The sequence below is a fragment of the Bifidobacterium tibiigranuli genome (assembly GCF_009371885.1).
GTDB classification, from domain to species: Bacteria; Actinomycetota; Actinomycetes; order Actinomycetales; family Bifidobacteriaceae; genus Bifidobacterium; species Bifidobacterium tibiigranuli.
Genome location: NZ_QLZA01000001.1, coordinates 37,583 through 58,751, shown reverse-complemented (window position 1 = coordinate 58,751; position 21,169 = coordinate 37,583). Strand labels below are relative to the sequence as shown.

Here is a 21,169-nt window from a genome sequence, read left to right as displayed (position 1 = left end):
GTACACCGCGTGCATGAGTGATTCTTCAATGGATTGGCTCGCACCTTTCGGGCAGCTTCGAAAAAGCGCGAGCGCATCCAGCCGAATTCACCCCCGAGGCGTCCCCTTCCACGCCAGATCTTCGAGCAGTTGCTCGGTCCAGTGCATGATCTGCTCGCTGCTCATCGGCGCGGAGCCGAGCGAGCCAGCGAAGGGCGCGGGGATGAGCATGGTGTGGGTGACGGGGCGGTATTGCATGCCGCGGTAGATGCGCGACATGCGCATTTGCAGCGATTCGGGCGGGTCGATCTTGCCCACGCGCACGCGGCTGCCCTGCGTCACGATTTCGCTGATGCCCAGCTCGCGCGCCTTGGCCCGCAGCCGCGCCACGTCGAAGAGCGTCTCGAACTCCTGCGGCAGCACGCCATAGCGGTCAGCCAGCTCCTCGCGCAGATCGGCGAGATCCTGTTCGCTGCGTGCGGCAGCCAGCTTGCGGTAAGCCTCAAGACGCAGCTTGTCAGAGTCAATATAATCCACCGGAATCGACGCCTCGATGGGCAGGTCGATGGTGACGGCGACCGGCTCGTGGCGCTCCGGCTCCTTGTACTGTTCCACGGCCTCAGAGACCATGCGCACGTACAGGTCGAAGCCGACGCCCTCGATATGCCCGCTCTGCTCGCCGCCGAGCAGATTGCCGGTGCCACGCAGCTCCAGATCCTTCATCGCCACGTCGAAGCCCGAACCCAGCGCAGTGTTCTGCGCGATGGTTTCCAAGCGGTCGTGTGACTGCTGGGTCATGGGCTTGGCCGGATCGTAGAGGAAATACGCATACGCGCGTTCGCGGCCACGCCCGACGCGCCCGCGCAGCTGGTGCAACTGGCTGAGTCCAAAGCGGTCAGCATGGTCGACAAGCAGCGTGTTGGCGTTTGAGATATCGAGGCCGGTTTCGATGATGGTTGTGCACAGCAGCACGTCGACGTCACGATGCCAGAAGTCGCGGATGACCCCGTCGAGCTGCTTCTCCCCCATCTTGCCGTGTGCGACGCCGATGCGCGCTTCGGGCACCAGCTCGTGAATCTTCGCAGAGACACGGCCAATATCCTCCACGCGATTGTGCACGTAGAATACCTGCCCACCGCGCAGCAGCTCGCGGTTGATGGACGCCTTCACCTGCGCGTCCTCGTATGCCCCGACGTAGGTGAGCACCGGAAGACGGTCCTCGGGCGGAGTCGCCAGCGTCGACATTTCGCGGATGCCGGTGACGGCCATCTCCAAGGTACGCGGGATAGGCGTGGCCGACAGCGACAGCACGTCGACGTTGGTGCGCAGAGCCTTGAGCGTCTCCTTGTGCTCGACGCCGAAGCGCTGCTCCTCGTCGATGACGAGCAGCCCGAGATCCTTGAACTTGATTTTGGGGTTGAGCAGCTTATGCGTGCCAATCACCAGGTCAACCGTGCCGTCCGCCAGGCCCTTGAGCGTCTCGTTGATCTCCTTGGTGCTTTGGAAACGGCTCAACGCCGCCACCTTGACCGGGAAGCCCTCGTAGCGCTCGGTAAAAGTCTCGTAATGCTGCTGCACCAGCAGGGTTGTCGGCACCAGCACGGCCACCTGCTTGCCGTCCTGAATCGCCTTGAAAGCCGCCCGCACCGCGATTTCGGTTTTGCCGAAGCCCACGTCGCCGCAGATGAGCCGGTCCATCGGCACGGATTTCTCCATGTCGGCCTTGACCTCGTCAATGGTCGTGAGCTGGTCGGCGGTCTCCTGATAGGGAAAGGCGTCCTCAAGCTCCTTCTGCCACGGGGTATCGGGGCTGAAAGCGAATCCGGCCGTGCTCTGCCGCGCCGAATAGAGCTTGACCAAGTCCTCGGCAATCTCATGCACATGCTTGCGCGCCTTGGCCTTGGTCGCCGCCCAGTCCGAGCCGCCCAGCTTGTTGAGCTTCGGGGCTTCGGCACCAATGTATTTGCTGACCTGGTCGAGCTGGTCGGTGGGGATGAACAGCTTGTCGGGCGGGGCGTTGCGCTTCGAAGGCGCATACTCGATGACGAGGTATTCGCGCGTGGTTTTGTTCGCACCGACACCAATCGTGCGCTGCTTCATCTCGATGAAGCGCCCGATGCCGTGCTGCTCGTGCACGATGTAGTCGCCGGTTTTCAGCTCCACCAAGTCGATGGCCTTGCGACGGCGCTTGGGCGTCTTGGCCTGCGTTCCCGCGCTCGTGCGTCCGGTGATGTCACGCTCAGTGAGCAGCGCGACTTTGGCGACGTTGTCGACAAAACCATCGATGGCATGCGAGCGGACACACTCGAACTTCGTGATACCGGTTTCGTTGATCACGCGCTTCAAGCGCGACAGCGTGCCTTGCGCCGGCGAGGTGACCGTCACCGCATAGCCGTCGGCAATCAGCGACTCGATGCCATGCGAGGCCTTGGCTTCGTCGCCGCGGAACTGCGCGGGATCCTGAGCATCGAGCTGCACATGCCCCGGCCTGCTTGCATCCACACCGAAGGACGTAAGCTGAACGACTTCATGACGGGAGAATTCCAGCGCGCTGATGGTCTCGTCATAGTCGAGGAAACTTGCCTGTTCGAAGCTGATCGGCGCACCCGCACCATGCCCGGCAGCAGCCACATGCCAGCTGGCGGCGAGGAATTCGTTCGCCGTTTTCGTCAGATCCTCGGCGGCGCGGCGCAGCTTCTCCGGGTCGGAAAGCAGCATAAGCGCATTGTCGGGCAGCAGCCCGGCGACCGGCTCCATATCGTCGATCAGCGCGGGCATGAGCGATTCCATACCTTCTACCGGTATCGCGTTGGCGATCGATTCGAGCATGTCGTCGGCGTTGGGAATCCGGCCGATGAGCGACTTCGCCCGTTCGCGCACCGCGTCGTTAAGCTGTAGCTCGCGGCAGGGCGTGGCCCATATGCGCGGCACATCGTCGCCATAAGTGCGCTGGTCGGAGGCATGGAACTCGCGGATGGAGTCGATTTCGTCGCCGAAGAATTCGATGCGCACCGGGTGCGGCGCGGTGGGCGGGAACACGTCGAGGATGCCGCCGCGCACCGCGAATTCACCACGATCCATCACCAAGTCGACGCGCGTGTATGCGTTTTCGACCAGTCTGCCTGCGGCTTCGTCAAGCGGCAGTTCCCTGCTCTGCTCGAAGACCAGCGGCTCCACGTCGCCAAGGCCGGCCACCACCGGCTGAATCAGCGAGCGCACCGGCATCACGAGTATCTGAATCGGCCCGAACATGTCGCTGCCGGGCTGCGGGTGCTTCAGCCGGCGCATGACGGCCATGCGGCTGGCCACGGTGTCGGCGCGCGGGGAAAGCCGCTCGTGCGGCAGCGTTTCCCAAGCTTCAAATTGCGCGATGGCATTGGAGTCGCCCTCATACCAGGAACGCAGCGATTCCACGGTTTCCTCGGCTTCGCGGCTGGATGCCACGACTAGCACAACCGCAGTATGTCGCGCAGCAGCAGCCGCTGCAATCGCCGGGCGCAATCCGCTGGGCGCGCCGACGACGATGCTGGGGTCGGTTTTCGACTCGGGCTGCTCGATGTCGCCGTTGACCAGCGCTTTGAACGATGGGTCGCGTTCGAGCGATTCGAGGACGCCAATCAGTGACTGATGGTCGGAAAGAACTGCAGCAGCCTTGTTCCTTCTTCCTGCTGGTGCTGCTGCGCTTGCTGCCGCATTCTTCGTTGTGCTATCCGCCACTACCCTATCCATAACCGCTGTTTCACCTACCATTAAAGCGCTCCTGCGCAGCGTTCAGCCCATCAAAAATCACCGTTTCCGTGGCATCGGCGCCGTCGGCCAGGAATTCCAGCAGCTGCTTGCGCTGGTCAGGATTGAATCCGCCCAGCACCCAGTCCACAGTGTTGTCGTGGGCGCGCGGTCCGCGCTGGGCATGGCCCACCCCCATGCGCACGCGCGCATACTGGTTCGTACTTAAGGACCGGTCAATGGATTTGATGCCGTTGTGACCGCCTGCCGAGCCGCCCGCCTTGACCTTGATGCGGCCGAATTCCAAATCCATATCATCATGAATGACCACGATGTGCTCGGCCTCGATGCCGTAGTACGCGCTGATGGATGCCACGGCGTTGCCGGAGTCGTTCATATAGGTCAGCGGCTTGGCGAGGAAGAATTTGACCGAGTGCCCTTCGAGATTCATCACGCCCTTGCCCAACTTGGCAAGTCCCTTATGGTCGGAGAGGGAGAGTGACCAGCGCTCAGCGAGCACATCGGCCGTCATGAAGCCCATGTTGTGGCGCGTGCCCTCGTATTTGCTCCCGGGATTGCCCAATCCCACAACCAGCCAAAACGCCGAAGCCATACCATTCTCTCTTTCCACCCGCACAGTTCACCTACATGAACCGTCACCATCGCGCGCCGCAAACCGGCCGCATTCATTGCGCGTCATAATCGCGCATATCAGCCGATTCATGGTACCGGTGGCGAGAGACGAGAGCCGCAAGTCCTCGGCTGAAAGCGTATCGGAGGTGTGTTGAGTTATTCGGTTCCCACACGGTTGCTCACCATGCTTGGAAATGCGAATCCCATCGACTTTCTCAACCGACGCAGCATCCAAAACAAGGTATCTACGTTATGTGTAGCGTTAATTCACCCTTGCGGAGGTCTATCTGCGTTACGTGAGGCGCTAATACCCTGACACCCCGAGTAGCGCTGGCTGAAAATGGCGGTTCTGGGCTGCCCGATACTCGGGTCTCTGCGAAATAGCACTACACATAACGTAGATAAACCTCCGCCGCACCCGATTAGCACTACACATAAGCGAGATAGGACTGCATAAGCTTCCGATATCTCAATCAGCGCAGATATACTGGCAACTTCGGCCTCAATCACCCAACTGGAGAGAGCTCATGACACAAGCAATGCGCGTGGAACGTTTCGGAGAGCCTTCCGCAGGCGTTCATACCCATTCACAGACGGTTCGACCAACTCACGGGCGCGCGTTAGTCCGCATAACGCACGCGTCGGTCGGCAGCACGGATATCGCGGCGATTCGGGGCGATTATCTGCTACAGCCGTTCCCGGGTTTCACTCCGGGCTACGATTTCGTAGGCGTCATCGAGAGTCTGGGCTCGTCACAGCATTCCAATCTACAGGTTGGGCAACGAGTGGCAGGCGTACTTCCTCGCATGGGAACGCACGCCACGCATATCGCAGTTGCCCCGTCGCTTGTGGTGCCGGTTCCCGATGAACTCGATTCCGCAGTCGCAGCCGCGACACCGTTGGACGCCGTGACCGCCCGCTTCGCCATCAGCGCCTTGGGATTCGAAGGCGGTTCGCTGCTCATTCAAGGTGCCGGAGGGGCCGTCGGCAGCTGGGCGGTGCAATTCGCCACGGCGCTTGGATACTGCGTATTCGGCACCGCGTCGCAACGAACGCGTGGATTGGCGGAACGACTAGGCGCGACAGTGTTTGATTACCACGACCCGGATTGGATGGACAGGCTTGTTGCCGCAACGCATGGCGGCGTCACCGGTGCCATTGATCACACCGGAAGTCGCTCTTTGCGCCATGCCGTAGCTCCCCATGGGCGCATCGTCCGCATCGCCTTCGACGACACATCCAGGTATCAGCGTCTTTCGACGGCAACGGGCTTTCTCACCGCAGGTCTGCGCCGATGCTCTCGCCCAAGCGAACGCGTGTGCTCGGTTCCTCTCATTGTCATGGCCCGCCGCGCAGCCTACCGCAGCGCGCTTGCCTCAATATTCAAAGGCCTCGCAATCGGTTCTCTTGCAGCTCCTCGCGCAGTCGAATATCCGTTCGATGACTACGCAGATGCGCTTGAACATGCCAGCCACGTCGATCCCGGCACTAAAACCATCCTCGTCATGCCGTGAGGCAAATCGCATGACTTGGCATCGGAGTCACCTTCGCCATACGGGCATAATGACCGGATTCACTGCAAGACAACGTGCAAAAGGCCGGTTCCCACGCCCGAAGCGTATTGCCTCAGGCGTGGGAACCGGCCTTGCGTACATCGTTTACGATAGCGACCTATATATTGGGGCCGCTAGCGCTTTCAACGCTCACACTCTGATGTCAGGACTTCGGCGCCAGAATGCTGTAGTCGACGGTGCTGTCGTAGCGATATGACATGTTCTGCAGCTTGGTGCTGTACGCCTGATTCGGCTGGCGGTAGAGCATGGGAAGGTTGCTTGCCTCATCGTTCAGGAAGTTGCTGAACTTCTGCCAATGGGGAGCCGCTTCCTTGCTCGTGGATTTGCCGGCGTTCTTGGCCGCATCGAGCAGGCCGGTGTATTCGTCGGTAGGAGCAAAGGCGCTGTTGTTGTCGCCCTTTGTGGAGAAGAAGTTGTCGAGGCCCGCAGGTGCCTGCGCCTGAGAACGATTCGCCACCATCAGCGCCTGGAAGGTCTTGTTGGCGCGACCGCTGGCGAAGTCCGCCGCGGAAAGCTGCTTCACCGTGACATCGAAGCCGGCCTGCTTGGCGGACGAGGAGATCATCACCGCCGAGTCGATGATGTCGGGCACAAGGCTCGACACACTCAGCGTGACGGGGACACTCGTCTTGCCCGCTTCCTTCAGCAGAGCCTTCGCCTTGGACGGGTTATAGGTGTATGCAGGCTTCGCTGAAAGCCCGGGCACGCCCATGGCCGGCGTGATCCAACCGCTGCTTGCCTTCGCCTTGCCCTGGTAGATTTGCTTGATGATGTCATCGTAAGGAACGGCATAGCGGAACGCCTGACGCACACGCTGATCATTGAATGGGGCCTTGTTCTCCACCAAGGTCAGGCCGATGAACTCCGTCGGGTTGTCGACCTTCGGAAGCTGCACTTTGTCGGCAATGGAAGTAGCATCGCTCGGGCTCAGCGCCTCGGAGACATCCACATCGCCGCTTGCCAGCATCTGTGCACGGGTGCCGGAATCAGCGACGACCTTCATGGCGATCGTGGTGAACTTCGGCTTGTCCAGCGGGTAGTTCGGATTCGCTTTCAGCACCAGCTGCTGACCCTCGGTCACCGACGAGACGGTATAGGGACCGTAGCCGGCTCCCGTGTTCTGAGCCGCCCACTTCGTCGCCCAAGGGTCGTCCGGCGTCACATGCTTGAGCATCTCGGTTTTGTCCCAGATCCTTCCCATCTGACCGGTGAGGTTGGGCAGGAGCAGTTCACCCTTATCCACGTCATGCAGGTGGATGGCGATCGTGTGGTCGTCGACTATCTGAACCTGATTGATGTTGTCTAAGAGGTTCGCGATCTGCGGCAGCCTGCCGCCGGATACATTCAGCTTGCGCTGCAGTGACCAGTACACGTCCTGCGCGGTGAAGGGATTGCGCGCCTGCGATTTGACGCCCTTGCGCAGATGGAAGGTATAGGTTTTGCCGCCGTCGCTCACAGTGAAGGGGTTGTCCTTGTCAGCCAGGACGCCCTCGTACTTGGTGAAGTCCTGCACTTGCACGCCGTTCTTCTCGACATACTTGTACCGGATAAGGTTCACCATGGTCTGCGACCATATGGTGTAGTTCTCGTTGGATGCAGCCCACGTGCCTTCAAGATCGTAGCTTGTCGGCATCGCCGCAATGGCCGCAGTCAGCGAGCTGCTTGAGGAGGAGCCGCCCGAAGCGGAGCTTCCGTCCGCGTCCGGCACCGAATTGGAGCAGGCGGCCATCGCGAAGACAGTAGCGAGGGCAAGGAATGCCGCCGATATCTTTCTACGAAGTCTACTGTGCATATGCATATGCGTTTCCTTACTTCTCTGTTGTGTGGTTGTTGGTTATTGGTTTCCCCGACGGCCCGCCAGCTGGCGGATGAGGGGGATGGCTTTTGGTATGGCTTTGGAGGAATAGGAGATGCCCAAAACCGATGCGAAGAGGAACAGGGACGGGAATACCGCCTCCCACCAGCGTCCGAGCATCATGGATGAGATGCCCTTGGAGATCATGTATCCCCATTCAGGAGTCGGGGCGTTCACGCCGATGCCGATGAATCCCAAGGCTGCCAGATTGATCACGCAATTGCCGAAGATGAGCGGCAGATTGCGCAACGCCGGCCCGATGGAGTTCGGGATGACATGGACGAACGCGGATTCGAATGAGGATTCGCCGGCCATCTGCGCTGCCTCAAGATAATTCTCCCGTTTCACTTGCAGTATCTCGACGCGGGTGAGCTTGATGGGGGCCTGCACCAGCACCAAGGTCAGCGAGGTGATCAGCGCGAAATTGGAGGAGCCCATAAGGCCCACAACGACGATGGCCAAGATGATGCCAGGTATCGCGATGATGTACTCGCTGATCTTGTTGAGCACGCGGCCGACGTTGCTGATTACTCCTTTCGAGCTTTCGGTGAGGCCGATGAACGTGCCAATCAGCACGCCGAGCACCGTGCTGAGCACGGCGACCACAATGGCGAACTGGATGGCGATGCGAGTGCCGTACAAGGTGCGCGAATACACATCCATGCCCACGGAGTCAGTGCCGAACCAGAATTTGGCATTCGGGCTGAGGCGCGCCGCGCCCACAGTCGTCGTCGGCGAGAAATGCGAGAGTGCAGGAGCGAACAAGCAGATGGCCACAATGATGATCACCGGCAGGAACGCCCCGATGATCGTCAGCATCTTGCGCGCCGTGCCGCTGCCGCGGATTGTTGCACCCGGTTGCGCCGCTGGGGGCTGCGCCGTGTGTTTCAACTGATTGTGTTTCAACTGAGCATGGGTTGGCTTTGCGGGAATCGGCGTGGCCGAAGACAATGCCACTGAGCCTTGAGTCATCGAGATTTCCATGATTAATCCTCCTGATTTGCTACGCCGGGGCGTCTGCGCGGGTCAAGCCACATATTCACCAGATCCACGAGGAAGAACACGAACATGCAGAACGCGACGCTGAGGATGAGGAAGCCTTGCAGTGCGGGGAAGTCTACCGACGCGACGGAGCGTACCGCCAGCGCGCCGATGCCGCCGAAGCCGAACAGACTTTCCACCGTGACCGCGCCGCCGATAAGACCGCCGAAGATCAGGCCGAACACCACGACGACGCTGGAAAGCGAGCGGCGGAATATGCTGATGTAGATCCACTTCCTGCCCACGCCTGCAGCGACCTGGAACTGGGTGGTGGTTTCGGCGAGCTCACGGTCGAGACCACCAATCAGCTGCGTGAGCAAATTCGGCGTGTACGTGAGCATCATCGAACCGACCGGCAGGATGTACAGCACCAGCGTCTCTCCCAGCTGCGCCCAGTTGCCGGTGAGCATCTCGTCGAGGATCGGGAAGCCTGTCACCACTGGAAGCGTGCCGGAGGAAACTCTGCCGAGCGGGGCCGGCAGCCATTTGAGAATGACGTAGAACAGCATGATGCTGAACACGGCGACAACGAATACGGGAATGCTGGTCGCAAACGATGCATACGTGCGGATGGCGCTGCGCAGCGTGCGATTCGAGGACCGAATGTAGAGGAATCCCAGCAGCAGAGCAAATATCAGCGCCGCACCAAGACCCAAGGTCACCAGCTCGATCGTGGAAGGCAGTCTGCTCAGGACCTCCTGCGTCACTGGCTTGCCGCTGACCGTCGAAGTGCCCAGATTGCCGACGAGCGCCCCTTTGACAAAATTCGCGAACTGATGCCATATCGAGCCGCCAAGGCCCATGGATTCAGCCTGCGCCTCATACTGCGCGTGCGTGTAGCCCTCGCCGCGCGAGGCCAGGGAGAGCTGCACCGGGTCGCCGGGCAGCAGCCGGACCAGAAAGAAGGCGATGATGGAGAATGCCGCGATGTCGATAGGCAGTTCGACGATGCGCCGCAGCCACCACATGTTTTTCTTAAACCAATTCATTGCCCAGCTCCTTCGACGACGGGTTGCTCCCCTGTGATTGTTCAGACAACACCTGCTCAGACGATGATTGCCCATACGAGTAGGCGTGCAGCAGCGCCCTGGTGTACTCGTGGCGCGGATGCTCGATGACCTCCTGCACCGAGCCGGCCTCGACCACATCGCCCTGCTTCATCACCATCAGATCGGAGCTGATGAACGCCGTGGCGGGCAGGCCGTGGGAGATGAACACCAGTCCTATCCCGCGCTTCGCCGACTCCTTCTTGATCAGATTGAGCACCGCGCCTTGCACAGAGACATCCAGCGCCGAAACCACCTCGTCGCAGATGAGCAGTTTGGGACTCACGACCAGCGATCTGGCGAGCGCGAAACGCTGGCGCTGCCCGCCCGAAAGCTGGCGGGGGTAGCGCGAACATAGAGCGACATCCAAGCCAAGCTCACTGACGATCGTCTCCGTTCGCTGCACAATCTCGTCCTTGTCGTGGATCTTAAGCAGCTTGCGAATCGGAGCGGCGATCGATTCGCCCATCTTCTTTTTCGGGTCAAAAGACGAGGAGGTATCCTGCGCGACGTATTGCACGATGCGGCGGTATTCGAGCAGATCGGTGGGATTCGCCATCCATTGCTCCAAGGGCAGCCCGTTGATGGTGATCGTGCCTTCCGTGGGTTTTTCGAAGCCCACGATCATTCTCGCCAGCGTCGACTTGCCTGATCCGGACTCGCCAATGACTCCTATGGCCGAGTCCGTAGTGGCTTCGAGGCTGATCTTATTGACGGCGGTGAACTGCTGTTTGCCGCGCCCGAAGCGTTTCGTGACGTCTTTGACCGATAGCGTGAAATCGTCATTGCTATTGCCAATCATCGCTCATGCCTCCTTAGTCAGGGCCGCGTTGTGATCCAACGTCGGCAGCGCGTCCAGATCGTAGGAATTCAGCCGCGGCACGCAGGCGAGCAGCGAGCGGGTGTACGGCGAGCGATTCTCGTCGCCGAACTGCGCGGTGTCGCAGAAATCCTGCACATGCCCGTGGTAGAGCACCAACGACTTGTTGGTGTACTCCCTCGCCAGATCGATGTCATGCGTGATGATGATCAGCGCGGTCCCCAGCTCTGCGGTCAGTTCGAGGATGAGGTCCATAACCCTTCTGCTCACCGAGGCGTCCAGCGCCGACGTGGGTTCGTCTGCAATGAGCAGCAGCGGCTTGGAGCACAGCGCCAAGGCGATCATCACGCGTTGGCGCATGCCGCCGGACATCTCATAGGAGTGCAGCTTTATCACGCGCTCCGGCTCATGAATGCCTACCTTGTCGAGCCACTGCACAGCCTCCTTGCGAATCTGCGAACGGGACTGGGAGGTGAGCGAGCCAAGCACTGTCCTGAACTGGTGACCGATCGAGGCGACTGGGTCGAGGGAGGTCATCGCGTCCTGAAAGATCATCGACACGCCTTGACGCCGCGTGGGTATGACTGCGGCGCTCGCGCTCATATCCACGTTTTTGCCAGCTATCGAAGCCGCTGAGCAGTCGATTTTCGCGATTCTCGACGGCAGCAGACCAGCGACCGCCATGGCGAGCGTCGTCTTGCCCGATCCTGATTCCCCGACGATGGCGAGGCGATCCGATTGCTGCAGGCTGAAGCTCACGTCGTTGACCACGGCGTTATAGCGATCATCGCTCACGTAGGCAATGGACATACCCTGCACCGTTACGGCTTCGCGAACCGGTGGTGCGTCCGGTGAAGCGTGTGTCATATTCTCCTCCATTGCGCAAACCTTTCATTGCTCATTGCTTTTGGCTGGTGTTTGTTGCGCTGCGTGCCGCAGCGTGTTGCTTGGCTGAACGAACCGTCCATTGCTGGATTGCCCTTGCGCATGCCTTACGCGATAGGTGCCGTTGCGAGCGGCAGGTTAAGCATCGGCATTGTGGATGCGTTAACCACACCGTAAAGGAGCTTTGTTTCCTCTGGCGATGAAATGCCATGCGCTTTTGTTATCAGCCCATAGCACGGGTGTTTTCGCTAGGATTGCGGCCGGATGTCCTCACCCATACGCATTTTCAAGCGACAAATGCCTTGGAAAACGCCTATTCGCGCAGCATCGAGACACGAAGTAGCGTAAAGTCCCGTACTGCGGCGGACGCACCATGAGCCGCGCCATTTCACATTTTCGAAACACGTCAGTAATGCAGACGGAACCGGGACACGCTCCAATGGAATTCGTTTCAACGGGGTATGGAGGCTTGCATGGATACGAAAAAACTGTTTTATTTCACTCAATTGGCCGATTACGGCAGCATCGGGCGGACCGCCGAAATTCTCAAGATCTCCCAGCCGGCTCTCAGCAGGCACGTCGCCTCATTGGAGAAGGAGTTCGGTCACCAGCTTCTGACCCGCAGCCAGCACGGCATCGCGCTGACCCCCGCCGGCGAATCGCTGTACCGCTCCTCCCAGATGATCCTGCGCATGGAGCGCGGCACGCTGCGCCAGATGGGCCGGATAGGCTCCGGGCCTTCCGGGCTGGTGTCGCTGGGCTTGGGCGCATACAACTGCGCCAACGACATCGCCTCGTCCGTGCTGGAAACCGTGCTGAGGACCTACCCGGGCATCTCTGTCCACTGCGTGGAGGCGCTGTCGACCACCTTCAGCCAGGCCGTCAAGATGGGCGTGCTCGATGCCGCCATCATCTACGATCCCGGTTTCATACCCGGCATTCACTGCGAGGTAATCAGCACCGAAGACCTTTACGTGGTCGCACGCAGGGATCTGCGCGTCACGGAGCCGGGGACGAACAGCATCGGTCTTGAAGCCATGGGAGGCCTTGAGCTTTTCCTCCCGGAATCAGACAACATCCTGCGCCAAATCGTCGAATCGGCGTTCCGCAAGCACAATCTCGAACTCTTCATCCGCGCGGAAATCGAATCGCCGCTGGTGCTGCGTCAGGTCGTCGAAAAAGGGCTGGGCTGCACATGCCTGCCCCAATCCTCAGCGGAAGAGATATTCCCCGGGCGCGAATTCCAGAAGCTGCGCATCGAGTCGCCCGCTCTCATCGCCTCATTCGCGCTGTGCACGCCCGACACGCAATTCAGGTCAAGTGCGGCGGATGTCGTGGTCGAGCTTATCCGCAACGCCGTCGACAAGCAGCGAGGAACCGGGCGCAACGCGAAAAGCCGCAAGACTTCCGAGGCGACGCACAAGCGGTAAGGCAGCGGAGCAACAAGGCAGCAGGCACGTCTCGCCACCCTAGCCCATACAAATGCTCAGGTAGCCGCACCAGCCGTCGAATGGCGTATGGCCAGCTGAGCTGGCAGGCACTGCGACTGAGGTTCGATGTTCGCAGAACCGAGCTGCGTGACCAGCATCTGGGCCGCCGACCGGCCTAGCTCATCGGCAGAAGCAGACACCGTGGTGAGCTGCGGCTGCACCATCTGCGCGGCGAAGCAATCGTCGCAGCCAATCACGCTGATATCCTCCGGCACGCGCATGCCGATGTGGGCAAAACGCCGCATGGCACCCAAGGCGAGCAGATCGTCAAAGAACATCACGCCGGTCACCCCGCTGATGGCGAGCGCATCCGCCGCCGCCTCCCCCGCAACGAGCGAAGGTCGGTACGGCCCCAGCTCCTTCACTGACACGCCCGGCAGATCGGCCGCCTCGTTCATGACGGCGCGGTACCGGGCGCGGTCCAGCCGCGAATCCGAGGGGCCGTGGACGTAGGCGATTTCCTGATGGCCCAGCGATGCCAGATAGCGCAGCGCCTGCTTCATGGCGCTGGATGTGTCGGCGATCACAGAGGACATGCCTTCCAGCTCGCGGTTCACCACGACTATCGGCGTGTTGGCTCCCTTGTGCCGCAGCTCCTCGTCGCTCAGACGCGGCGAGGCCAGAATCATCCCGTCCACGGTTCCCGAAAGCTCGCTGATCCAGCTGGCCTCCTGCTCGCTCGACTCGTCGGTGCTCACCAGCATGAACAGATACCCCAGGGACTGCACACGGGCATGGCAGCCGCGGATGAGATCGAGCGTGACAGGATTGGTCAGGCTTGGCACGACAAGCGCCACAGTCCCTCGAATAAAGCTCGGAGTAGATGATGCTCCGAAATCATCGTGGTACCCAAGCTCTTGGGCCGCACGCACAATCCGCTCGTAAGTATGCGAGTTCACGCGCCCGGGGTCATGCAGCGCCCGGGACACGGTCGAGGGAGCGAGATGGCATGCCTGGGCGATGTCGGTGAGCGTCACTCGCCGGTCGTTCCTCCGCTGCGGGATGGTCATGGTCCCCCTCTCCTCTTGCCGCAAGGCAGCTGCGCATAGTTGCGCATGGCAATCCGGTGTCACAAAACGTGCCTATGGCAATTTCTGTGACAATTTTCAGCCGGGTAATCTGGCAATCCCCATCAGCGTATAACCCTCACTGCATAAATCTGGCAAATGCCGCTGTGTGTTACATCTCGGTAATACCGGCCAGCATATGGTGTGCCCCATCCGTCACAACCAACGTTACGTAAGGCGACATCCATGACATACAGCGATTACACAACTGCGCTCGTTACCGGCGCTTCCAGCGGCATGGGCAACGCCACCGTACGCAGATTCACCGAACGCGGACTCACCGTCCACGCGGTCGCACGCGACGCGAAACGTCTGGGACAGCTGGCCGAGGAGACCGGCGCAATCCCCCATGTGCTGGATCTGGCCGACACGGACGCCATCGAACGCGAGTTCACGGGGATGCAAATCGACATCCTGGTCAACCATGCAGGAGTGAGCCGGCCCGGCAACATTCTCGACGCCACCCGGCAGGACCTCGAGAACATGGTGAATATCAATCTCGGCGCTATTCTGCAGCTTGTCCGCATACTGCTGCCCGGAATGGTGGAGCGCGATCTGGGCCATATCGTGAATACCAGCAGCATCGCAGGACTCTACAATTTCTTCGGCCACACCGGCTACCATGCGACGAAGGCCGCTGTGCACCAGCTCTCCCGGCAGCTGCGCAACGATACGGTCGGCAAGCGCATCCGCGTCACCGAAATCTGCCCCGGCCGCGTGGAGACCGAGATATTCGCGCGCAATGTGGGCGGTTCGCCACAAGCCATCGAGGCGGCGCGCAAGGAGTATTTCGACGGCTATGAGTCGCTGACCACCGACGATATCGTTAACGCCATCGACTTCGCCATTGATTCGCCTCGCCGCATGAACGTTGGTCTGATGGAAATCATGCCGACCTTCCAGGTGCCGGGCGGGCTGACCTTCAATCGCCGCGGCTGAGGGCGAGCGAGCGCTTATGAACTCATCCACGCATCTGCAAAGGATTCGACGGCTATGACCGCTGTTCTCTCGAGTTTCCTGGTCGTCGGCTCGATCATCGTGCTGGGGTACTTGCTGCAAAGGAATCACATCCTCGGCAATAACGCCGAGCTCATCATCACACGGCTGGTGTTCTTCGTCGCCTCCCCGGCGCTGCTGTTCACCACTGTCGGCAAATCCAAGCCGGCTGATGTCTTCGGTCCTGCTATGGCCGTGCAGGTGATCAGCGTGGTGGCGGCCGTCATCGCCTACGCGCTGTTCAGCATCCTGATATGGAAGCAATCCTGGGCGCAGACCGTCGTCGGCTCCATGTCGTCGTCATACGTCAATGCCGGCAACCTCGGCATACCGCTGGCCGCCTATGTGCTGGGCAATGCGGCTCAGATCGCGCCGATCCTGCTGTTCCAGCTCGCCATCTACACGCCGGTCGTCATGCTGCTGCTGGAACTCACATCGCAGCGCAAGGCCAACATCGGCAAGTCGCTGCTGCATGCCTTCGCCAATCCGATTTTGCTGGCGAGTTTCGCCGGGGTGATCGTCATGGTCACCCATTGGCATGTCCCGAATGTCATCATGGAGCCTATTCAGCTGCTGTCCGGCATCTCCGTGCCTGGCATGCTGCTGACCTTCGGCATGTCCTTCGCCGCCGATCGCACGCTGCTCTCCAGCGGTTCAACGGGGCCGGTGGCAACCGCCGTCGTGCTCAAGAACATCGTGCAGCCGGTTATCGCCTTCTTCCTCGCCAGCAGGCTGTTCGATCTCACCCCGGCCAACGTGATGGCCTGCGTGGTGATGGCGGCGCTGCCGGCTGCCCAGAACGTGTACACCTATGCCACGCGCTTCGGCACCGGCAAGGAGCTGGCCCGCGACGGCACGCTGATCACTACGCTGGTTTCGGTGCCGGTTATCGTCGTCATCGCCTTCCTGCTGTCGTGATGACTCCAGAACAGTGACGGGACATTCCCCACGAATATCTATAATCCATGCTTATCGAAAGGATCATCATGCCCAGCATACGTTTGAGCGAACGCGTCACATCCATCAAGGAGTCGCCGAGCGCCGTGGCAGCGGATCATGTCCGCGACCTGCGCGCCCAAGGGCGCAACATCCTCTCGCTGACGGTGGGCCAGCCGGACTTCGACACGCCCGAATCCATCTGCGAGGCTGCTGTTGAGGCCATCAAACACGGCGAGACGCGCTACACTTCGGCCAACGGCACGCCCGAGCTGCGCAACGCCATCAGGCAGTACTACCTGCGCCGGTATGGCCGGCCCTGCGAGGACGACGAGATATGCGTGGGCGTGGGCGGCAAGCAGGTGATCGCGCTGGCATTGATGGCGACGCTGTGCCCTGGCGACGAGGTGATCGTGCCCGCGCCCTACTGGGTGTCGTACACCGATATGGCCATCATGAATTCAGGAACCCCCGTGGTCGTCGAGACCACGGAAGCCGACGGCTTCAAGATGACTGCGGATGAGCTTGAGCAGGCTATCAGCGACTCCACGCGCTGGCTGATTCTCAACTCGCCCAGCAATCCTTCCGGCGCGGTATATTCCACATCCGAGTTGCAGGCGCTGGCCGATGTGCTGCGCAAGCACAGCGACGTGCTGGTGCTGTGCGACGACATCTACAACGAAATCGTATTCTCCGACGCCAAGCCGAAAGGGCTGGTCAGCATCGCGCCCGATCTCGCCAACAGGATTCTGACGGTCAACGGTGTGTCGAAGACCTACGCCATGACCGGGTGGCGCATCGGATTCGGCATCGGACCAAAGGCACTGATCGGTGCCATGAACAAGCTCGTCTCGCAGATATCATCCTGCGCCTCGTCAGTTAGCCAGGCTGCGGCCGCCGCAGCGCTGACCGGAGATCAGAGCGCCGTGGGCGACATGGTGCAGGCCTACCACGAACGCAGGGATTTCGCCGTCGAACGGATCAACCAGATCGACGGACTGTCCTGCCTGTCGCCGGACGGTGCGTTCTATATCTACGTGAACTGCGCCGGACTGATCGGACGCCACTGCCCCGACGGAACGGTACTTGGCGACGACGCGGCCGTAAGCGACTACTTCCTGTCCCAAGCCTCGGTGGGTACGGTTCCAGGCACGGCCTATGGCCTCTCGCCCTACTTCCGCATCTCCTTCGCCACCTCCATCCAGGTGCTAGGCGATGCCTTCGACAGTATCGAGCAGGCCATCGCCGTGCTGCAATAGCGCCCGCGACGGCCCAGACTTTGGCTTCTGAGCTGAATATCCGACGACTCTTGAGCCGACGCACGGTGCTGCGTCGGCTCATTCATTCCTGGGTTCGCCTATGTGCAGAGCCTCAGAAGCCGTTGTCGCTGATTTCCTGGTCGCTTATGGTGTCGCGCAGCACCTGAGTGACCACTTCGGTGCCGCGCGAATGCGTTGCCTCGGCGGATGTCGCCAGAGCGAAGCGCACTTCGACCGAAGGTTCGCGCAAGGGCATGATGGCGAACTTCTCGCTGTCGAATACGGCCTGTGCCACATGCGAGGGAAGAATCGTATCTCCTATCCCCCGGCTCACCGCCTCGGGCAGCGGCGCGGTATGCTCAAGCTCCAACGACACCTGCGGTATGCTCATATTCACGCTGTAGGCCTGCTCGACCAAGGCCCTGAGCGTATGCGTGGATCGCGGGAGAATGAGGTCTCGGTCCGTGATATCCGCCCAGCGCACGCCACGCGGTTTGGTTGCCGGCGCATTCTGACTGTGGCTTTGTTGCCTGTTATGACCCAGCGTCGTTATGTTCCCTGTCGTATTCAACGCCGTTGTGCCCAAGCCAGCGTCTGCTTCCCTACCCGCTGCTCCTATGAAAGCTGCGTCATCTCGTGGGGCTACGAAACACAAGCGGTCATGCAGCACCGTCTGCAGCTTGACACCCTTGACCGGCCCGGGATGGTAGATCAGCGCGACATCCAGCTGCCCCAGCTTCACCGCCTGGCTGTGCACGACCGATAGCGCCTCGACAATGCGCAGGGTTATGCGCGGGTACTGCCGCTTGATCTCCGCAACCAATCGGACCATGAACGCAGGCGTGATGCTGAACGGGGCCACGCCGAAGGTCACGGTCTCCTGCGGGGACTCATACCCCTCTTGCACCTGCTGGCGCGCGGTTTCCTCGAGTCGCACGATGTCTTTGGCATATCGATACAGCGACCACCCCGCAGCCGTCGGCACCACGCCGACATGCCGCCGCGTGAGCAGCTGCTGGTTCATATCGCGTTCGAGTATCGCAATGCTTTGGCTCAGCGCCGGTTGCGCGACATGCAGCAGCTGCGCGGCGCGGGTCATCGAGGCGGAATCGACGATGACAATGAACTGGTGCAGCCGACGAGTCTCCATACGTACCCCAATCGATAGGGAATGTTCCAGACTTTCAAGAAGTTTTAATATATAAGTAAATCATATATTACTACTTAGGAAACATAGCCGATACATTGACACACCCATGATGTGAATATCAAAGCCCACACAGGACACAGACCCGTGCGGGTGTAACGAACCCGGCAAGGAAACGACTTCAAGGAAAGGGTGGCATTATGCAAGGCAGTGGCACAACAGCGACGATCGATCTGGTCGCCGATATGGGCGAAAGCTATGGCCAGTGGCGCATGGGAGACGATGATGCGTTCCTGGAAATCATCACCTCGGCCAACATCGCGTGCGGCTACCACGCCGGGGACCCGCGGACCATGGACAGGATTGTGAGTCTGTGCGCGCAGCGCGGCATCGGCATCGGCGCGCACCCCTCCTTCCCCGACCGCGTGGGATTCGGCAGGCGCATGATGGAGCTGAGCGAGACGGAAGTGCGCACGGACATCATCTACCAGCTCGGCGCGCTGCAGGCCTTCGCCGCCGCGCACGGCACCAAGGTCACGCATCTGTGCCCGCACGGCAAGCTGGGCAACAGCGTCATCACGAGGCCGGACTATGCGAAAGCAATGGTCGACGCCATCTACTCGGTCGACCCGTCCATCGTGCTCTACACGCAGCCGGGGCAGACGGCGGACCTCGCACGCGAGCGCGGCCTCAAGATCGCCATGGTCGGCAACATCGACCGCAGCTATGAGGACGACGGCACGCTAACACCCCGAGGACTGCCGGGAGCAGTACTCAGCGACCCCGAGGAAATCGCAGCGCGCACCATTCGCTTGGTCAAGGACGGCATTCTGGTCAGTCGCAATGGCAAGGAGCTGCAACGGCACGTCGACACCATTCTGCTACACAGCGATGGAGCGAACGGGCTTGGCATCGCCAAAGTCGTGCGTCAGCGCGTTGCAGAGGCCGGCATCACCATCCACCGGTTTGCGAGCATCTGATGACGAACCCATTGCTGATATCGCCCTGCGGCGAGTGCGGGTTGCGCGTGGAATCCACGAGCAGCGAGGACGACGAGGACTGGCGCACCGTGCACAATCTGTCGCGACTGCTGGGCATGACGCAGCTGCCGGGGCTCTATAATGCCGTACCGACCTACAACTCGACCTTGCTGGAATTCGATCCAGTGCTCACCGATGCGGACACCGTCACGGCGTTCGTGAGACTGCTTGAGCAAGCACATGATCTCACGGCCCCGCTGCCCCAGGCCCGCATCTTCGATGTTCCCGTAGTGTACGGCAGCGAGTATGGCCCCGATCTGCCATTTGTGGCGGACTATCTTGAGCTCTCCCAGTCTGAGGTGATTCGGCTGCATGGCGCACAGGATCTTATCGTGCGATGCTTGGGAGGCCCTGCAGCATCGTGCATGACCGACGGTCCGGAGTTCGCCAAACCCATTCCGCGCTTGGACGACCCTCGGCTCTCGGTGCCTGCCCAATCGGTTTCACTGGCCGGACGGCAAGGCGTTATCGGGCCGGTAAAGGCACCGAGCGGGTGGAGAGCCATCGGCATTACCCCGATTCAATTGATGGATCTGGACGACCCCGATCTGGTGCCGTATCGGCCCGGCGATCACATTCGATTCCGCGCCATCGAAGAATCGCAATGGGATCAATACAACGGACGCGCCATGCGCGATATGGAGGTGCAACGATGACGATAACGGTGAATTACGCCGGCCACGCCGTCGTCACGGATTTGGGCCGCAGCAAAGGACCAGTGCGCGGACTGTCCGTATATGGTGCGCTCGACCAGGCATCGGCTCGGACAGCCAATGCACTCGTTGGCAACGCGCCGAATGCCCCGCTGCTGGAATGCTTGGCCGACGGACTGACGTTTACCGTTGACAACGATGACGTCCTTATCGCAGTGACCGGCAGCCCTATGGATCACGCGAGCGTGGACGACGAGCCGCTTGACATGAACACGCCCATCAGCGTCAAAGCCGGGCAGCAAGTCGTGCTTGGTAATGCAGTCGGCGGGCTGCGCACCTATCTCGCCATACGCGGCAGCCTCGCCGCCCCGCGCCTGCTCGGCAGCTGCGCCCCGGACACCATGCTCGGCTTCGGATTGCGCCTGCACGACGGCGACACGATTGAAACGCTCCTGCCCTCCCCTCCGCTGTCCGACCTGTTCGAAGGCATCCCCTATATCAACCTGCACGTCCCCTCGCCACGCTTTGACGACGATATCCTCGTGCCAGTGCTCAAAGGGCCAGACTGGAGCGAATTCACCGATGCAGGCGAGATTCTGACCACGGAACGCTACATCGTGGACCCACGCAGCAATCATGTAGGAATCAGGCTTTCCGGCACAACTCCTCAACGAAGCGAGAACCGCGGCGAAGTACTCTCCCGCGCAGTGCCGGTCGGCGCCATCGAAGTACCAGCGGACAATGCCCTGCTGGCCCTGCAACGCGGACGCGGCATCACTGCCGGATACCCAGTGCTTGCCGTGGTCAGCTCCTGCGGGCAAAGCCGGGTCGCACAGGCAAGGCCGGGTCAGCAGCTGCGATTCAGCCTATGCGATATCACGAGCGCATCGGCAGCCGCACGCCAGCAGCAGCGCACAATATCGGATATAGCCACACGAGTCAACGCGCTGCTGCACGCCTCGTGGCGCGTCGTCCCCGAGAACGAATGGACCTTATAGATGTCTGAAAACACAGTGTCTGAA

17 protein-coding genes are annotated in these 21,169 nt (G+C 60.7%); 8 read left to right on the top strand and 9 right to left on the bottom strand.

From position 1 onward, the window contains the following. Positions 1–87: 87 nt before the first annotated feature. Together mfd and pth are read right to left on the bottom strand one after the other, a co-directional pair. On the bottom strand, positions 88–3,708 hold the full coding sequence (mfd, locus tag DDF78_RS00275; protein ID WP_152580024.1) for a transcription-repair coupling factor: 3,621 nt from the start codon (positions 3,706–3,708) through the stop codon (positions 88–90). A gap of 10 nt (positions 3,709–3,718) precedes the next feature. Further along, positions 3,719–4,318 carry an aminoacyl-tRNA hydrolase gene (gene pth / locus DDF78_RS00270; protein WP_152579946.1) on the bottom strand — a complete coding sequence of 200 codons (600 nt, stop codon included), beginning with the start codon at positions 4,316–4,318 and terminating at the stop codon, positions 3,719–3,721. Between the two features lie 547 nt (positions 4,319–4,865). Between pth and DDF78_RS00265 the strand changes: the two genes are divergently transcribed. Beyond that, complete coding sequence (locus DDF78_RS00265) at positions 4,866–5,852, top strand: quinone oxidoreductase family protein (protein WP_152579947.1); 987 nt, start codon at positions 4,866–4,868, stop codon at positions 5,850–5,852. A gap of 202 nt (positions 5,853–6,054) precedes the next feature. Here the strand turns inward: DDF78_RS00265 and DDF78_RS00260 are convergent, their stop codons facing one another. The 5 genes from DDF78_RS00260 to DDF78_RS00240 are packed head-to-tail and all read right to left on the bottom strand — an operon-like array spanning position 6,055 to position 11,541. Next, positions 6,055–7,710 (bottom strand): ABC transporter substrate-binding protein, encoded by a 1,656-nt coding sequence (locus tag DDF78_RS00260; protein ID WP_152579948.1) that lies wholly within the window; start codon positions 7,708–7,710, stop codon positions 6,055–6,057. A gap of 36 nt (positions 7,711–7,746) precedes the next feature. Further along, positions 7,747–8,751 carry an ABC transporter permease gene (locus tag DDF78_RS00255; protein WP_152579949.1) on the bottom strand — a complete coding sequence of 335 codons (1,005 nt, stop codon included), beginning with the start codon at positions 8,749–8,751 and terminating at the stop codon, positions 7,747–7,749. Between the two features lie 2 nt (positions 8,752–8,753). After that, positions 8,754–9,797, bottom strand: coding sequence for an ABC transporter permease (locus tag DDF78_RS00250; protein WP_162000639.1), 1,044 nt, complete (start codon positions 9,795–9,797; stop codon positions 8,754–8,756). Beyond that, positions 9,784–10,656, bottom strand: a complete 873-nt coding sequence (locus DDF78_RS00245) for an ABC transporter ATP-binding protein (protein WP_152579951.1) — start codon at positions 10,654–10,656, stop codon at positions 9,784–9,786. The genes DDF78_RS00250 and DDF78_RS00245 overlap by 14 nt, the downstream gene beginning before the upstream one ends. A gap of 3 nt (positions 10,657–10,659) precedes the next feature. After that, positions 10,660–11,541, bottom strand: coding sequence for an ATP-binding cassette domain-containing protein (locus tag DDF78_RS00240; RefSeq protein WP_162000640.1), 882 nt, complete (start codon positions 11,539–11,541; stop codon positions 10,660–10,662). 491 nt (positions 11,542–12,032) lie between these two features. Between DDF78_RS00240 and DDF78_RS00235 the strand changes: the two genes are divergently transcribed. Continuing rightward, positions 12,033–12,989: a LysR substrate-binding domain-containing protein gene (locus DDF78_RS00235; protein ID WP_162000923.1), complete on the top strand. Its 957-nt coding sequence runs from the start codon at positions 12,033–12,035 to the stop codon at positions 12,987–12,989. A gap of 56 nt (positions 12,990–13,045) precedes the next feature. Here the strand turns inward: DDF78_RS00235 and DDF78_RS00230 are convergent, their stop codons facing one another. Next, on the bottom strand, positions 13,046–14,059 hold the full coding sequence (locus tag DDF78_RS00230) for a LacI family DNA-binding transcriptional regulator (protein ID WP_152579954.1): 1,014 nt from the start codon (positions 14,057–14,059) through the stop codon (positions 13,046–13,048). Positions 14,060–14,302: 243 nt separating this feature from the next. Between DDF78_RS00230 and DDF78_RS00225 the strand changes: the two genes are divergently transcribed. From DDF78_RS00225 to DDF78_RS00215, 3 genes are all read left to right on the top strand, one after another. Further along, positions 14,303–15,055 (top strand): SDR family oxidoreductase, encoded by a 753-nt coding sequence (locus DDF78_RS00225; RefSeq protein ID WP_152579955.1) that lies wholly within the window; start codon positions 14,303–14,305, stop codon positions 15,053–15,055. 54 nt (positions 15,056–15,109) lie between these two features. Next, a complete protein-coding gene (locus tag DDF78_RS00220) occupies positions 15,110–16,030 on the top strand; it encodes an AEC family transporter (protein ID WP_152579956.1) in 921 nt (306 codons plus the stop codon). A gap of 68 nt (positions 16,031–16,098) precedes the next feature. Then, on the top strand, positions 16,099–17,307 hold the full coding sequence (locus tag DDF78_RS00215; protein ID WP_152579957.1) for an aminotransferase class I/II-fold pyridoxal phosphate-dependent enzyme: 1,209 nt from the start codon (positions 16,099–16,101) through the stop codon (positions 17,305–17,307). Positions 17,308–17,419: 112 nt separating this feature from the next. Here DDF78_RS00215 and DDF78_RS00210 read toward each other — a convergent pair whose 3' ends face one another. Then, positions 17,420–18,457, bottom strand: coding sequence for a LysR substrate-binding domain-containing protein (locus DDF78_RS00210; RefSeq protein WP_152579958.1), 1,038 nt, complete (start codon positions 18,455–18,457; stop codon positions 17,420–17,422). Positions 18,458–18,654: 197 nt separating this feature from the next. Here DDF78_RS00210 and DDF78_RS00205 point away from each other — a divergent pair, with 197 nt between their 5' ends. From DDF78_RS00205 to DDF78_RS00195, 3 genes are read left to right on the top strand one after another with little or no spacing between them, the layout of a single operon-like run. Beyond that, on the top strand, positions 18,655–19,434 hold the full coding sequence (locus DDF78_RS00205) for a LamB/YcsF family protein (protein WP_152579959.1): 780 nt from the start codon (positions 18,655–18,657) through the stop codon (positions 19,432–19,434). Next, positions 19,434–20,150 (top strand): 5-oxoprolinase subunit B family protein, encoded by a 717-nt coding sequence (locus DDF78_RS00200; protein ID WP_152579960.1) that lies wholly within the window; start codon positions 19,434–19,436, stop codon positions 20,148–20,150. Before DDF78_RS00205 ends, DDF78_RS00200 begins: the two co-directional genes overlap by 1 nt. Next, positions 20,147–21,145: a 5-oxoprolinase subunit C family protein gene (locus tag DDF78_RS00195; RefSeq protein ID WP_162000642.1), complete on the top strand. Its 999-nt coding sequence runs from the start codon at positions 20,147–20,149 to the stop codon at positions 21,143–21,145. Before DDF78_RS00200 ends, DDF78_RS00195 begins: the two co-directional genes overlap by 4 nt. The last annotated feature ends 24 nt before the right edge of the window (positions 21,146–21,169 follow it).

Excerpts from the sequence above, each read along its gene's own strand:
- DDF78_RS00225 (WP_152579955.1), top strand. The coding sequence starts at position 14,303 with ATGACATACAGCGATTACACAACTGCGCTCGTTACCGGCGCTTCCAGC.
- DDF78_RS00265 (WP_152579947.1), top strand. The coding sequence starts at position 4,866 with ATGACACAAGCAATGCGCGTGGAACGTTTCGGAGAGCCTTCCGCAGGC.
- DDF78_RS00215 (WP_152579957.1), top strand. The coding sequence starts at position 16,099 with ATGCCCAGCATACGTTTGAGCGAACGCGTCACATCCATCAAGGAGTCG.
- DDF78_RS00250 (WP_162000639.1), bottom strand. The coding sequence starts at position 9,797 with ATGAATTGGTTTAAGAAAAACATGTGGTGGCTGCGGCGCATCGTCGAA.
- DDF78_RS00245 (WP_152579951.1), bottom strand. The coding sequence starts at position 10,656 with ATGATTGGCAATAGCAATGACGATTTCACGCTATCGGTCAAAGACGTC.
- DDF78_RS00205 (WP_152579959.1), top strand. The coding sequence starts at position 18,655 with ATGCAAGGCAGTGGCACAACAGCGACGATCGATCTGGTCGCCGATATG.
- DDF78_RS00240 (WP_162000640.1), bottom strand. The coding sequence starts at position 11,541 with ATGACACACGCTTCACCGGACGCACCACCGGTTCGCGAAGCCGTAACG.
- DDF78_RS00255 (WP_152579949.1), bottom strand. The coding sequence starts at position 8,751 with ATGGAAATCTCGATGACTCAAGGCTCAGTGGCATTGTCTTCGGCCACG.
- DDF78_RS00210 (WP_152579958.1), bottom strand. The coding sequence starts at position 18,457 with ATGGAGACTCGTCGGCTGCACCAGTTCATTGTCATCGTCGATTCCGCC.
- DDF78_RS00235 (WP_162000923.1), top strand. The coding sequence starts at position 12,033 with ATGGATACGAAAAAACTGTTTTATTTCACTCAATTGGCCGATTACGGC.
- DDF78_RS00230 (WP_152579954.1), bottom strand. The coding sequence starts at position 14,059 with ATGACCATCCCGCAGCGGAGGAACGACCGGCGAGTGACGCTCACCGAC.
- DDF78_RS00195 (WP_162000642.1), top strand. The coding sequence starts at position 20,147 with ATGACGATAACGGTGAATTACGCCGGCCACGCCGTCGTCACGGATTTG.
- pth (WP_152579946.1), bottom strand. The coding sequence starts at position 4,318 with ATGGCTTCGGCGTTTTGGCTGGTTGTGGGATTGGGCAATCCCGGGAGC.
- mfd (WP_152580024.1), bottom strand. The coding sequence starts at position 3,708 with ATGGATAGGGTAGTGGCGGATAGCACAACGAAGAATGCGGCAGCAAGC.
- DDF78_RS00220 (WP_152579956.1), top strand. The coding sequence starts at position 15,110 with ATGACCGCTGTTCTCTCGAGTTTCCTGGTCGTCGGCTCGATCATCGTG.
- DDF78_RS00200 (WP_152579960.1), top strand. The coding sequence starts at position 19,434 with ATGACGAACCCATTGCTGATATCGCCCTGCGGCGAGTGCGGGTTGCGC.
- DDF78_RS00260 (WP_152579948.1), bottom strand. The coding sequence starts at position 7,710 with ATGCATATGCACAGTAGACTTCGTAGAAAGATATCGGCGGCATTCCTT.